Origin of the sequence: Nocardia amamiensis NBRC 102102 (assembly GCF_001612745.1) — a bacterium.
GTDB classification, from domain to species: Bacteria; Actinomycetota; Actinomycetes; order Mycobacteriales; family Mycobacteriaceae; genus Nocardia; species Nocardia amamiensis.
This window is the reverse complement of the sequence record NZ_BDBA01000261.1, coordinates 1-13,434: the sequence shown is the minus strand read 5'-3', so window position 1 is coordinate 13,434 and position 13,434 is coordinate 1. Positions and strand designations below refer to the sequence as shown.

The 13,434-nt window shown below is 69.2% G+C and carries 11 protein-coding genes; 6 read left to right on the top strand and 5 right to left on the bottom strand.

From position 1 onward, the window contains the following. Both NA4_RS34225 and NA4_RS43390 read right to left on the bottom strand, forming a co-directional pair. Positions 1 to 1,712 (bottom strand): sensor protein KdpD (locus NA4_RS34225; protein WP_067479580.1); only part of this gene is annotated, 1,712 nt, incomplete at its 3' end. Positions 1,713 to 1,806: 94 nt separating this feature from the next. Continuing rightward, a complete protein-coding gene (locus NA4_RS43390) occupies positions 1,807 to 1,932 on the bottom strand; it encodes a hypothetical protein (protein WP_281180094.1) in 126 nt (41 codons plus the stop codon). Between the two features lie 248 nt (positions 1,933 to 2,180). Here NA4_RS43390 and kdpF point away from each other — a divergent pair, with 248 nt between their 5' ends. From kdpF to NA4_RS34200, 4 genes are read left to right on the top strand one after another with little or no spacing between them, the layout of a single operon-like run. Next, positions 2,181 to 2,387 carry a K(+)-transporting ATPase subunit F gene (kdpF, locus tag NA4_RS43880; RefSeq protein ID WP_084497709.1) on the top strand — a complete coding sequence of 69 codons (207 nt, stop codon included), beginning with the start codon at positions 2,181 to 2,183 and terminating at the stop codon, positions 2,385 to 2,387. Continuing rightward, positions 2,388 to 4,058: a potassium-transporting ATPase subunit KdpA gene (kdpA, locus tag NA4_RS34210; protein WP_067479576.1), complete on the top strand. Its 1,671-nt coding sequence runs from the start codon at positions 2,388 to 2,390 to the stop codon at positions 4,056 to 4,058. Position 4,059: 1 nt separating this feature from the next. Beyond that, positions 4,060 to 6,216, top strand: coding sequence for a potassium-transporting ATPase subunit KdpB (kdpB, locus tag NA4_RS34205; protein WP_067479573.1), 2,157 nt, complete (start codon positions 4,060 to 4,062; stop codon positions 6,214 to 6,216). A gap of 1 nt (position 6,217) precedes the next feature. Next, entirely contained in the window at positions 6,218 to 7,087 is an 870-nt protein-coding gene (locus tag NA4_RS34200) for a potassium-transporting ATPase subunit C (protein WP_067479571.1), read from the top strand. A 187-nt stretch (positions 7,088 to 7,274) separates the two neighbouring features. On the opposite strand, the gene NA4_RS34195 is transcribed toward NA4_RS34200, so the two are convergent. Together NA4_RS34195 and NA4_RS34190 are read right to left on the bottom strand one after the other, a co-directional pair. After that, positions 7,275 to 7,904, bottom strand: a complete 630-nt coding sequence (locus tag NA4_RS34195) for an MBL fold metallo-hydrolase (protein WP_373862862.1) — start codon at positions 7,902 to 7,904, stop codon at positions 7,275 to 7,277. Then, entirely contained in the window at positions 7,898 to 8,983 is a 1,086-nt protein-coding gene (locus NA4_RS34190) for an S-(hydroxymethyl)mycothiol dehydrogenase (RefSeq protein WP_067479566.1), read from the bottom strand. Before NA4_RS34190 ends, NA4_RS34195 begins: the two co-directional genes overlap by 7 nt. 224 nt (positions 8,984 to 9,207) lie before the next feature. Here NA4_RS34190 and NA4_RS34185 point away from each other — a divergent pair, with 224 nt between their 5' ends. Then, positions 9,208 to 9,633, top strand: coding sequence for a DUF1707 SHOCT-like domain-containing protein (locus NA4_RS34185; protein ID WP_067479564.1), 426 nt, complete (start codon positions 9,208 to 9,210; stop codon positions 9,631 to 9,633). Positions 9,634 to 9,775: 142 nt separating this feature from the next. On the opposite strand, the gene NA4_RS34180 is transcribed toward NA4_RS34185, so the two are convergent. After that, entirely contained in the window at positions 9,776 to 11,308 is a 1,533-nt protein-coding gene (locus NA4_RS34180; protein WP_157129472.1) for a hypothetical protein, read from the bottom strand. Between the two features lie 431 nt (positions 11,309 to 11,739). On the opposite strand from NA4_RS34180, the gene NA4_RS34175 reads away from it, so the two are divergent. Then, positions 11,740 to 13,434 (top strand): AAA family ATPase (locus NA4_RS34175; protein WP_157129471.1); only part of this gene is annotated, 1,695 nt, incomplete at its 3' end.

The following is a 13,434-nucleotide window of genomic DNA, read 5'->3' as shown; positions in this document are numbered from 1 at the left end:
TTGAGCACCGGACGGTCCGCCGCGGCGAGCGGCCGGCCCGCCAGCAGCAGCCAGTGATGGGCGTCGCCCGCTTCGACCACGGTGTTCGCGCCGGACGGCGATTGCGGCGGATCGGCGCCGACCTCGGCCAGTATGTGGTCGCCTGCCACCAGGCTGACCGCGCGCTGGGCGAAGGTTTCCCGAATCTGCTCGAGCAGTTCGGTCAGGTCCGCGCCGTGCAGGATGGCGCCGGAGAACATGGTCAGCAGCTCTGCCTGCCGAGAGGCTTTGCGCGCCTGTCTGGTTCGTTTCCCGGCCAGGTCGACCAGCGCGGCCACCGCGACCGCGACGATGAGCAGCACCACCACGGTGATGAAGCTGTTCGGCTCGGCGATGGTCAGGCTGTAGCGCGGCGGCGCGAAGAACCAATTCAGCAGCAGGCCCGACAGCAGCGCCGACAACGACGCGGGCACGATGCCACCCAGCAGCGCCACTGCGACGACGCCGACCACGAACACCGCGCTGAGCCCGCCGAGATCCAGCATGTCATCCAGGTACGCGGCGCTGAGGGCGCACACGAGGGCGGGCACGAGGACCGCGGCGAGCCACGCGGCCACCGGACGACGCAGTTGCGGCACCCAGCGCCGGAATCCTCGGTGGGCCTCCTCATGGGTCACCATGTGGACGTCGATCTTGCCGGAGAGCTGCACCACCGTGGAGCCGATGCCCTCGTCGAAGATCCGCGCCCAGCGCGAGCGCCGCGACGTGCCCAGCACCAGCTGGGTGGCATTGGTCTCGCGGGCGAATTCGAGCAGGGCGGTGGGCACGTCGTCGCCGGTGACGGTGTGCAGCGAGGCGTCCAGGCTGGCCGCGAGCTCGCGCAGCCGCGCAAGGCGCTCGGTGGAGACCCCGGCCAGGCCGTCGCCGCGCACCACGTGCACGACCACGAGGTCGGCGCTGGATTTGGTGGCGATGCGGCTGGCCCGGCGCACGATGGTCTCCGATTCCGGCCCGCCGGTCACCGCGACCACGACGCGCTCGCGCGCCTCCCACAGTTCGGTGATCTTGTGATCGGCCCGGTACTTGGCCAGCGCGGCGTCGACCTGGTCGGCCAGCCACAGCAGCGCCAGTTCGCGCAGCGCGGTGAGGTTGCCCGCGCGGAAGTAGTTGCGCAACGCCGCATCGATCTTCTCGGCGGCGTACACGTTGCCGTGGGAAAGCCTGCGCCGCAGCGCTTCCGGCGTGATGTCGACCAGCTCCACCTGGTCCGCCCCGCGCACCACCGCGTCCGGCAGGGTCTCGCGCTGCTGGATGCCGGTGATCTGTTCCACGACGTCGTTGAGGCTCTCCAGGTGCTGCACATTGACCGTGGAGATCACGTCGATGCCCGCGTCGAGCAGGTCGGCCACATCCTGCCAGCGCTTCTCGTGCGTGCTGCCGGGCGCGTTGGTGTGCGCCAGCTCGTCGACCAGCACCACGGCGGGGGCCCGCCGCAGCACCGCCTCGACATCGAGTTCGGGGAAGGTGGCGCCGCGATACTCGATCATCGTCGGCGGAATCCGTTCGATGCCTTCGAGCAGCCGCGCGGTCTTCTCCCTGCCGTGCGTCTCGACCACAGCGGCCACCACGTCGCGGCCGCGCTCCAGCCGCCGGTGCGCCTCGCTCAGCATGGCGTAGGTCTTGCCGACACCCGGCGCGGCGCCGAGGTAGATCCGCAACTGACCGCGTCTCACGCGTTCATCATCGCGCGCCGCGCCTTCCCGCCGAACGGCACCCGCCCAACCCGGTGCGCATCGCGCGGATGAAGCGCGCGGGTCCGGTCGCACGTCACCGCCGCGCCACCTCCGCCTCGATCACAACGGCCTGGGGGCCCCGTGCCTGTTCGCGGGCCCCGAGCAGGCGGATGATCAGCGCGCAGCAAATGAATCCGACGACGACAGCCGTTGCCAACATGGACCCTCTCTTCTCCGACCGATGACACCGGTCGCGGGAGTCTTCCGCCTGGCCGGCACTCCACTTCTACCTTCATCGCAGGCGCCGACCTCGATCTTTACGGTGTGTTGACAGTCGAGCCGCGTACTTTGACGCGATACTTGCGGCCTTGTCCGGCGTGTCAATGAACCGCAAATGCCGAGCATCGGGGCGTCAAGAAGTCGTCAGGAAGCGGCCGAGACCGCAGTGCGGGCGCTTCACTGCCTCTGATGCGCCGATGCATGGCGCGCGGATGGAGGTTGACGAGTCATGTCGGTCGTGGTGTTCACGGTGCTCACCATCGCGGTGTTCGCACTGTTGGGACTGGTGCAGCGCGGGGTGGAGAAGCTGTGACCGCAAATCTGATCGGTCTGGTTCTCGCTGTCGGCGTCGCGGTGTACCTGGTCGCGGCGTTGCTGTTCCCCGAGAGGTTCTGAGTGAGCACGACAACCGCGGGGATCGCCTTCGTGGCGTCCCTGATTCTGGCCCTCGCGCTGGTGCACGTACCGCTGGGCGACTACATGTACCGGGTCTACAACGGCCGTAAGCATTCTCGCGCCGAGCGACTGGTCTACCGCGCGATCGGCGCGCAGCCGGAGGTCGAGCAGACCTGGCCGGTGTACGCCCGCAGCGTGCTGGCCTTCTCGGCCATCGGCATCCTGTTCCTGTTCTTCTTCCAGTTGGTGCAGGGCAAACTGCCGCTGCACCTGAACGACCCGGCCACCGAGATGACGCCCGCGCTGGCCTGGAACACCGCGGTCAGCTTCGTGACGAACACGAACTGGCAGAACTACTCCGGTGAATCCACCCAGGGACACCTGGTGCAGATGGCCGGGCTCGCGGTGCAGAACTTCGTCTCCGCGGCGGTCGGCATGGCGGTGGCCATCGCGCTCGTGCGCGGGTTCGCCCGCAGGCACACCGGCGACCTGGGCAACTTCTGGGTGGATCTGGTGCGCGGCACGCTGCGCATCCTGCTGCCGATTTCGTTCGTGTTCGCGATCGTGCTGGTCGCGGGCGGCGTGATCCAGAACTTCCACCTGCACGAGCAGGTGGCGCAGACCCTGAACGGCACCCAGCAGACGATCACCGGCGGACCGGTCGCCAGCCAAGAGGTGATCAAGGAACTCGGCACCAACGGCGGCGGCTTCTACAACGCCAACTCGGCGCACCCGTTCGAGAACCCGACCACCTGGACCAACTGGCTGGAGATCTTCCTGCTGCTGGTGATCAGCTTCTCGCTGCCGCGCACCTTCGGCCGGATGGTGGGCAGTCGCAAACAGGGCTACGCGATCGTCGCGGTGATGGGGACGATCGCTCTGCTCAGCGTGACGCTGACCACCCTGTTCCAGCTCCAGCACCACGGCACCGTGCCGACCGCGATCGGAGCGTCGATGGAGGGCGTCGAGCAGCGATTCGGTGTGCCGGACTCGGCCACCTTCGCCGCGTCGACCACGCTGACCTCGACCGGCGCTGTCGACTCGTTCCACGACTCGTACACCAGCCTCGGCGGCCTGATGCTGTTGTTCAACATGCAGCTCGGCGAGGTCGCGCCGGGCGGCGTCGGATCGGGCCTGTACGGCATGCTGATCCTGGCGGTGATCACGGTGTTCGTCGCGGGCCTCATGGTCGGGCGCACGCCGGAATACCTCGGCAAGAAGATCACGCCGTGCGAGATCAAGCTCGCCGCGTCCTACTTCCTGATCAGCCCGCTGATCGTGCTGGTCGGCACGGCGACCGCGATGGCGCTGCCGGGACAACGGGCGAGCATGCTCAACTCCGGGCCGCACGGCCTGTCGGAGGTGCTGTACGCGTTCACGTCCGCGGCCAACAACAACGGCTCGGCGTTTGCGGGCCTGACCGGCAACACCGAGTGGTACAACACCGCGCTCGGCCTCGCCATGGTCTTCGGCCGCTTCCTCCCGATGATCTTCGTGCTCGCGCTGGCCGGTTCGCTGGCGCAGCAGGGCACCACTCCCGAGTCGATCGGCACCTTGCCGACGCACCGGCCGCAGTTCGTCGGCATGGTCGTCGGTGTGACGGTGATCCTGGTCGCGCTCACCTTCCTGCCCGTGCTGGCGCTCGGGCCGCTCGCCGAAGGAATCCACTGACATGTCCAGTCCCGTCATCGAAAAGAATGTCTCCGCGGAGGCCGAACACCAGAATCCGCGGCGGGGCAAGGGCGTCCAGGCCGGAGTGCTCGACCCCAAGATGCTGCTGACCTCGTTGCCGGACGCGGTCCGCAAGCTCGACCCGCGCACCCTGTGGCGCAACCCTGTCATGCTGATCGTCGAGTTGGGTGCGGTGTGGTCGACGATCCTCGCGCTCGTGGATCCGAGCTTCTTCGCCTTCGCGATCGTCGTGTGGCTGTGGCTGACGGTGATCTTCGCGAACCTGGCCGAGGCAGTCGCCGAAGGCCGGGGCAAGGCGCAGGCCGATACGCTGCGCAAGGCCAAGACCGACACGGTCGCGCGGCGGCTGGTGGACTGGTCGCCGGGCGGGCGGGTCGTCGAAGAGCGGGTCGCCGCACCGGAATTGCGCCCCGGTGATCACGTCGTGGTCGAAGCGGGCCAGGTCATCCCGGGTGACGGCGACGTGGTGGAGGGCATTGCCTCGGTGGACGAGTCGGCCATCACCGGCGAGTCGGCTCCTGTGATCCGGGAGTCCGGCGGCGACCGTTCCGCGGTCACCGGCGGCACCACCGTGCTGTCGGACCGGATCGTCGTGCGAATCACCCAGGAGCCGGGCCAGAGCTTCATCGACAAGATGATCGCCCTGGTCGAGGGCGCGAGCAGGCAGAAGACGCCGAACGAGATCGCGCTGAACATCCTGCTCGCGGCGCTGACCATCATTTTCGTCTTTGCTGTCAGCACACTGCAGCCGCTGGCGATCTTCAGCAAAGCGAACAACCCCGGGGTGCCGGACAGCTCGGCGCTGGACGTGCACGGCGTCACCGGCATCGTGCTGGTCTCGCTGCTGGTCTGCCTGATCCCGACGACCATCGGCGCGCTGTTGTCGGCCATCGGCATCGCGGGCATGGACCGCTTGGTGCAACGCAACGTGCTCGCCATGTCCGGCCGTGCCGTCGAGGCGGCGGGCGATGTGAACACGCTGCTGCTGGACAAGACCGGCACCATCACCCTCGGCAACCGCCAAGCCGCGGACTTCGTCCCGGTTCCGGGCGTGAGCCAGGACGAATTGGCCGACGCCGCACAGCTTTCCAGCCTCGCCGACGAGACGCCGGAGGGCCGCTCCATCGTCGTCTACGCGAAAGTTGCGCACGGTCTGCGTGAGCGGACGCCGGGCGAGCTGACCCACGCGCACTGGGTCGAGTTCACCGCGCAGACCCGCATGTCGGGCGTCGACCTGGACGGCCGCCAGCTGCGCAAGGGCGCCGCGAGCGCGGTCACCGAGTGGGTACGCGCCCAGGGCGGTGCGGTGCCCGACGAACTCGGCGCGACCGTCGACGGCATCTCCGCCGCGGGCGGCACGCCGCTGGTCGTTGGCCAGGTGGCCGACGGCGCGGCCCGGGTGCTCGGCGTGATCCACCTCAAGGATGTGGTGAAGCAGGGCATGCGCGAGCGGTTCGACGAGATGCGTCGGATGGGCATCCGCACGGTGATGATCACCGGCGACAATCCGTTGACGGCCAAGGCGATCGCGGATGAAGCAGGCGTCGATGACTTCTTGGCCGAGGCGACGCCGGAGGACAAGCTGGCGCTGATCAAGAAGGAGCAGGATGGTGGCCGCCTGGTCGCGATGACCGGCGACGGCACCAACGACGCGCCCGCCCTGGCCCAGGCCGACGTGGGCGTCGCGATGAACACCGGCACCTCGGCGGCCAAAGAAGCGGGCAATATGGTCGATCTGGACTCCGATCCGACCAAGTTGATCGAGATCGTGGAGATCGGCAAGCAGTTGCTGATCACCCGCGGTGCGCTCACCACGTTCTCCATCGCCAACGACATCGCCAAGTACTTCGCGATCATTCCCGCGTTGTTCGTGACGCTGTTCCCCGGCCTGGACCTGCTCAACGTCATGCGGCTGGCCAGCCCGCAGTCGGCGATCCTGTCCGCGGTGATCTTCAACGCCGTCGTCATCGTCGCGCTGATCCCGCTGGCGCTGCGCGGCGTGCGCTACCGGCCGTCGAACGCCTCGAAGCTGTTGACCCGCAACCTGACCCTGTACGGGCTCGGCGGCATCATCGCGCCGTTCCTCGGCATCAAACTCATCGACCTCGTGGTCCAATTCCTCCCCGGGATGTCCTGACATGCGCTATTCGACCTGGATCCGGCAACATCTCGCCGCGCTGCGCGCGCTGCTCGTGCTCACGGCGATCACCGGAATCGTCTATCCACTGGCGGTTTTCGCGGTCGCGCAGCTGCCCGGACTGCGTGAGAAGGCGGACGGCTCGCTGGTCGACGCGAACGCGACGACCGTGGGTTCCAGCTTGATCGGGCAGTCGTTCACCGACCCCGACGGCGCCGCTCTGGTGCAGTACTTCCAGAGCCGTCCGTCCGCCGCGGGCGACGGGTACGACCCGCTGTCCACCGCGGCGAGCAACCTCGGTCCGGAGGACATCGTCGACACCGAGTCGCGCGAGAGTCTGCTGACCCAGGTGTGCACCCGGAGCAAGGAGGTCGGCGACCGTGAGGGGGTCGACGGCAGCCGTCCGTTCTGCACGAAAGACGGTGTGGGCGCGGTGCTCTCGGTGATAGGTCCGCGCGACGCCGATGGTGACGTGTCGCATCCGGTGCAGGTGGTCAGCGTGAACGAGGCATGCCCGGCGCAGCCGTTCCTGGACACCTATCGCGGCGTGCGGGTCGAATGCGCCCAGCCCGGCCAGGACTACTCGGTCGGCCGCATCGTGCCGATCTACGGCGACGCACCCACCGACCCGGCGGTCCCGGCCGACGCCGTCACCGCGAGCGGAAGCGGGCTGGACCCGAACATCTCCCCGGAGTACGCGGCCATCCAGGTGGCTCGCGTCGCCGAGGCGCGGGGCGTTTCCGAGGAGAAGGTGCGCGCTCTGGTGGACGAGCACACCGACGGCCGGACTCTGGGATTCCTCGGCGAGCCGCGCGTGCATGTGCTCGAGCTGAACCTGGTACTGGACCGCCGGTATCCATACCGCGCCTGATCGCCGTCCTGCCGCCAGGCGCGTCGGCGCGCCCGGCGCGGGGATGGATTCTCTCGATGCCTGTGGGTACCGCGGTGATCTTCAGGTATCGGCCGCGTGGGGGCAAGGGACCGCGCCGATGAGTGCGGTCCGAGCCAGGAAAGGCTGGCGGCGGCGACCGCGGGCAATGTCGTGTCGCCCGCGGTCGTCAGTGCCCGCGGGCGATCCATTCGGTCAGCCCGGGTTGCTCGGCGCCGATGGTGGTGGAGTCGCCGTGGCCGGTGTACACGGTGGTCTCCTCCGGGAGCGTCAGCAGCCGATCGCGGATCGACTCGATGATCGTGCCGAAATCCGAGAAGGAGCGACCGGTCGCGCCGGGCCCACCGGAGAACAGGGTGTCGCCGGTGAACACGGCCTTCGCCTCCGGAAAATGCAGCGAGACCGATCCGGGCGAGTGGCCCGGTGTGTGCAGGACATGGATTTCGCTGCCCGCCAAAGGAATTCGCTCGCCGTCCGCGAGTGGTCGATACCCGGCATCCGGATGGGTCATGCGCCACAGCGGCTCGTCGCCGGGATGCAGCAGGATCGGTGCGTCCAAGCGCTCGGCGAGTTCGGGAGCGACCGTCACGTGGTCGTTGTGCCCGTGGGTGCACACGATCGCGCGGACGGCCCGGCCCGCCACCGCCGCGACGATCGGATCGGCGTCGTGCGCGGCGTCGATGACGACCACCTCGGCGTCGTCGCCGACCAGCCAGACGTTGTTGTCCACCGCCCAGGTGCCGCCGTCCAGGGTGAAGGTGCCCGAGGTGACCACACGGTCGATCCGGGCGGTCACCAGACCACCACCGACCGCAGCACGTCGCCGGTGTGCATCTTGCCGAAGGCCTGCTCCACCTCGTCGAGTCCGATGCGTTCGGTGACGAAGCGGTCCAGCGGCAGGCGGCCCTGGCGGTACAGGTCGATCAGGGCGGGGAAGTCGCGTTCCGGCAAACAGTCGCCGTACCAGGAGGATTTCAGCGCGCCGCCGCGGGAGAACAGGTCCAGCAGCGGCATCTCGATGACCATCTCCGGGGTCGGCACGCCGACGAGGACGACCGTGCCCGCCAGGTCGCGGCCGTAGAACGCCTGCTTCCAGGTCTCCGGCCGGCCGACCGCGTCGATGACGACGTCGGCGCCCCAGCCGTCGGTGTACTCCTGGATCTTCTCCACCACGTCCTCGGTGGTCGCGTCGACCGTGTGGGTGGCGCCGAATTCTTCGGCCCAGGGCAGCTTCCGGGCGTCCCGGTCGACCGCGATGATGGTCTTCGCTCCGGCCAGGCGCGCACCGGCGATCGCCCCGTCCCCGACACCGCCGCAGCCGATCACCGCGACGCTGTCACCGCGTGAGACGTTGCCGGTGTGCATCGCCGCACCCAAGCCCGCCATCACGCCGCAGCCGAGCAGCCCCGCCACCGCCGAGTCGGCTTCCGGGTCGATCTTGGTGCACTGGCCTTCGTGTACCAGGGTCTTGTCCACGAACGCGCCGATGCCGAGGGCGGGGGTCAGTTCGGTGCCATCGGTGAGTGTCATCTTCCTGCTCGCGTTGGCACTGGCGAAGCAGTACCAGGGACGGCCGCGCTTGCATGCCCGGCACTCGCCGCAGACGGCGCGCCAATTGAGGATCACATAGTCGCCCTGTGTCACGTGGGTGACCGCGGAGCCGACGGTTTCCACCACGCCTGCCGCCTCGTGGCCGAGCAGGAAAGGGAAATCGTCGGTGATCCCGCCTTCGCGGTAGTGCAGGTCGGTGTGGCACACCCCGCAGGCCTGCACCCGCACCACCACGTCGTGCGGTCCCGGATCCGGAATCACCACGTCGACGAGTTCGACCGGTGCGCCTTTGCTCCGGGCCACGATCCCACGCACGGTTTCCGACATCTGTGCCTCCTGGGCGAATTCACCGATGACGCGGTCCGGCCGCTCGGCGGGCCCGCGAGCTGAACACCTGTCCATACTCCTGTACCCGAGGCCCCGAACGCTACCGCCCGGGCCGTGCGGAGGCCGGCTTTTCCGTCGTGGGGAAGCCGCGACAAGTTGACGTTCCACTTTGGAGTGTTATGCTGGGGTTCATATTCCACTATGGAGCATCGATAGGACCAGGCATGGACATCTCCACCGGTACTCGGGCCTCGAATGCCGAACGCGAGGCCGTGGTGCGTCTGCTCGGCAGGCACATGGCCGACGGGCGGATCGACGCGGCCGAGTACGACCAGCGCGTCGCCGAGGTGTACGCCAGCACGATCCGCGACGACCTGCGCTCGGTGCTCTCCGATCTGCCCGAGCTCGCCAAGGACGCCGCCGAACCGGTCGGCCCGCGGCCGCGCATCCCGATCTGGCAGCGCATCGAGGGCGGCACGTGGCTCGGCGTCAGCGTGCTCGTGCTGGTGATCTGGGCCGCGATCTCCGTCGGCGTCGGCGCCTTCACCTACTTCTGGCCGATGTGGGTGATCGGTCCATGGGGCGCCGTCCTCGCGTTCCGCGTGCTGACCGGCTTCGAGGGTGGTCGCTGCGGCCGCCGCGCTAGCTGAGCCGGATTCTCCGCCGACCCTCGTGGCCCGGCGATCCGTGTCCTACCACCGTGCCAAGGGTCGATTCGGCTGATCACCCCGTGAGCATTGTTCGACGCTGCGAGGAGCGCGGGCGGACATTGGCCGTGGGTCGTCGGCTGGCTCAGGCTTGTCCGAATCGGTCGCGCCGTGGGCGCTCGGGCTGGGCGCGTCGCCCCGGCGGCGAATCGAAGTCGGGAGCGGCGTAGGGGTTTCGCTGGCGGCGGGATTCTCGCGGCGATGGGTGGGCGTCGGCTGCGTCCTGACGTCGACGTCGTGGCAGCTCGGGACGCCCTGGGGTGGGGTGCAAGGGTGGTTGCGCGTCTTCGGCGGCGGTGTGCGGAAACGGGCCACTGGGCTGGGCCGGATCGGGATTGTCGCGGCGGCGGCGCGCCGAGCGGGGCGGTCCGTCGTCGCCGGACCGCTGCGCAGGTCTGGCGGCGCCACTACGGGATTGCCGGTCGTCGCCTGTGCGGCGGGACGAGGCTCGCGGTTCGGCGCTCTCGCGCCGGGAGCGGCCTTCTCGGCGGGACGGTAGTGGGTCTGCGGCTCGGGCGGGGGTCGAAGGTCTTTCCCGGCGGGCAGGAAAACCGGCATCGCGGTCGTCTGCCGGTTCGGGGGGCGTCGTGCGCGGGCGTCTGGGTGCGTCTTCCGGCGATTGGCGATGCGGCTTGCCCGGATGCGGCGCAGGCCCAGGCCGGAGTACGGGAAGTTCGCGGGTGACCTGAGCGGAGCTGACGCCCTTCTCGCGATAGGTCCCGGGAATGTCGTGGGCACGCAGCCATGCGCCCGGGTCATGGCGCGCGCCGGCGTCCAGCCACGGAATAGTTTCCTCGAGCAGGTCCAGCAGATCACCGGACCGGTCGCCGAGCGCGGCGCGAATGCCGGGGAACGCGTCGGGTTGGAAGGTCCACCGCCATTCCCACCGCGGATACGGACCATCGGTCGCGCGGCCGTGCACCACGAGATCACCGGAGCGGGCGATCTTGAGGCGGATCGTCCGCTTGCCGGACTCGACGACGAGTTCACCCGTTTCGGTGCGCGTGATCTGCTCGGTCTCGTCGTGGTCGCCGAGATCGTCGAGGTCGGCGTCCTCGTCGGGATCGCCGCGCCGCGCCCACTTCGTCACGGAGTTCCAGGTGGACAGCAGTGGACGTTCGTCAGCAGCGCCACTGCGGCCGATCCGCAATGTCCGCGCTATCCCGGCGACGAGATCGGGACGCTGGGAGTATTCATCGGATTCCGACTGGTCGTTCGCTCTGAGTGGCGTCATGGACACCGACCGCGCCGCGCGGCCTGCCCGCTCGTCCGGCTCGTCTTCCACGTACTCCTCGACTGTGGATCGGCGGCCTGACCGGGGAAAATTCCCATGAATGGGAGCCTTTGCCCGCCTCGCGTCGTCGTCCCACCCGCTTTCGACGCCGGGACGTGCGGTGTCTTCCTCCCGCTCCTGCGCCCTCGACTTGATTTCGAACCACGCCGCGCCCAGCGCCGCCGCGGCGAACACGGCCGCGACGACGACTTCCCCCCACACGTCGCCGAGCACCGCGCTCTTGCTGCGCCCGCAGGCATGCAGAAACACCAGGCTGCCCAGCACGAGCGCCGCGATGCGGGCAAGGCGGAACGCCGTGGGAGACCCTGGTGAGGGGGCAGACATGGTTGGTGCGCTCCAGAACGTGCCGCTGGCGAATCAGAGGGATCGTATGTGGCGGGACGGCGCGGCGTCAGTGCCAGTTCGAGACTGCTCGGCGTCGGTGCGGCGCGGCCGGTCGGGCGTGCGGCAGGTCGGCACACCCCGTATGGTCCTTCCCGCACTGCGGTGGGACGGCCTCGTGATGTGTCATGCTCGCGTTGCGCGGGACGACCGAGCGCGGTAGACAGCGATACAGGCCGTCCCGGCAAACCTGGGGCACATCGCAATGCGGGGGATCCCGGGGCGAGTCGATAACCTACGGACATGGCCCGCGGCCGCGCGCTGTCGGGCCTGAGAAGGTTCCGGCACGCGACGGAATACCATGGCTGGTTGCCGAAAGCGCTGCCGAGCGCGGGCAGGCCGCGGGCCGGGCGAATACGGAAAGGTCGTCGAACTTGCACCTGAAGAGCCTGACGTTGAAGGGCTTCAAGTCCTTCGCGTCCGCGACGACGCTGCGGTTGGAGCCGGGCATCACGTGTGTGGTCGGTCCGAACGGATCGGGCAAATCGAACGTCGTCGACGCGCTCACCTGGGTCATGGGGGAGCAGGGCGCGAAGGCGCTGCGGGGCGGCAAGATGCAGGACGTGATCTTCGCGGGCACCGCGGGACGCGCCCCGCTCGGCCGCGCCGAGGTCACGCTGACGATCGACAACTCCGACGGCGCGCTGCCGATCGACTACGCCGAGGTGTCCATCACCCGGCGGATGTTCCGCGACGGCGCGGGCGAATACGAGATCAACGGCAACTCCTGCCGACTGATGGACGTGCAGGAACTGCTCAGCGACTCCGGTATCGGCCGGGAAATGCACGTCATCGTGGGACAGGGCCAGCTGTCGGCGATCCTGGAATCGCGCCCGGAGGACCGCCGCGCGTTCGTCGAAGAGGCCGCAGGCGTGCTCAAACACCGCAAGCGCAAGGAAAAGGCGGTCCGCAAGCTCGAGGCGATGCAGGCCAACCTGGCACGCCTCACCGACCTCACCACCGAACTGCGCCGCCAGCTCAAACCGCTGGGCAGGCAGGCCGAGGTGGCACGCAGAGCGCAGACCGTGCAGGCCGATCTGCGCGACGCCCGGCTGCGCCTGGCCGCGGACGACCTGGTCACCCGCCGCCGGGAACTGGAAAGCCAGCAGAGCAAGGAGGCTTACGCCCGCGAGCAGCAGATCACCGTGCAATCCGAGCTGGACGCCGCCAACGCGGCACTCGCGGAGCAGGAATTCCAGCTGTCCCGGCTGACCCCGAGCGCCGAGGCGGCCGCACAGATCTGGTTCCAGCTCTCCGCGCTGGCCGAGCGGGTCAACGCGACCATCCGGATCGCCGGCGACCGGGCCCGTCACCTGGACACCGCGGTCCCGGTCGGCACCGGGCGCGACCCCGAGCAGCTGGAAGCCGAGGCCGAGCGGGTGGAGGCCGAGGAGGCCGAGCTGCGCGAGGCGGTCGAGATCGCCGTCGAGACGCTGGAGGCGGCCAGGGACCAGCTGGCCGAACGCGAACACGCCGCCAAAGCCGCCGAACAGGCGCATCTGGCCGCCGTGCGGGCGATCGCCGACCGCCGCGAAGGCCTGGCCCGGCTGTCCGGGAAGGTCGACACCCTGCGGGCCAGGGCGCAGTCGGTGGACGCCGAGATCGCCAGGCTCTCCAGCGCCATCGCCGAGGCCAGGCAACGCGGCGAGACCGCGCAGGCCGAATTCGACACGGTGCAGGCCGAGCTCGCCGAACTGGACGCGGGCGAGGTGGGCTTGGACGCTCAGCACGAGCACGCGGTGCAGGCGCTGGAACTGGCCGATCAGCGCGTCACCGAACTGCGCGAACAGGACCGTGAGGCGAGCAAGCGGGTGGCGTCGCTGAGCGCGCGCATCGAGGCGCTCGGGATGAACCTGGCCCGGCGTGACGGTGTGGCCTGGCTGGTGGAGAACCGGGAACAAGGGTTGCTCGGCCCGCTCTCGGCGCTGTTGCGTGTGCACGGTGGCTACGAGGCGGCGGTCGCGGCCGCGCTGGGTCCGCTCGCCGACGCCATCGCTGCGCACACCGACGAGTCCGCGCACGCGGCGATCAGCGCGCTCAAGGACGCCGACGCCGGACGCGCCGCCGTC

What these genes read in the sequence shown, in the direction of transcription:
- NA4_RS34185 (WP_067479564.1), top strand. Translation starts at nt 9,208, where the DNA reads ATGGACATCTCCACCGGTACTCGGGCCTCGAATGCCGAACGCGAGGCC.
- NA4_RS43390 (WP_281180094.1), bottom strand. Translation starts at nt 1,932, where the DNA reads ATGTTGGCAACGGCTGTCGTCGTCGGATTCATTTGCTGCGCGCTGATC.
- kdpF (WP_084497709.1), top strand. Translation starts at nt 2,181, where the DNA reads ATGCGCCGATGCATGGCGCGCGGATGGAGGTTGACGAGTCATGTCGGT.
- NA4_RS34190 (WP_067479566.1), bottom strand. Translation starts at nt 8,983, where the DNA reads ATGTCGGAAACCGTGCGTGGGATCGTGGCCCGGAGCAAAGGCGCACCG.
- NA4_RS34180 (WP_157129472.1), bottom strand. Translation starts at nt 11,308, where the DNA reads ATGTCTGCCCCCTCACCAGGGTCTCCCACGGCGTTCCGCCTTGCCCGC.
- kdpB (WP_067479573.1), top strand. Translation starts at nt 4,060, where the DNA reads ATGTCCAGTCCCGTCATCGAAAAGAATGTCTCCGCGGAGGCCGAACAC.
- NA4_RS34200 (WP_067479571.1), top strand. Translation starts at nt 6,218, where the DNA reads ATGCGCTATTCGACCTGGATCCGGCAACATCTCGCCGCGCTGCGCGCG.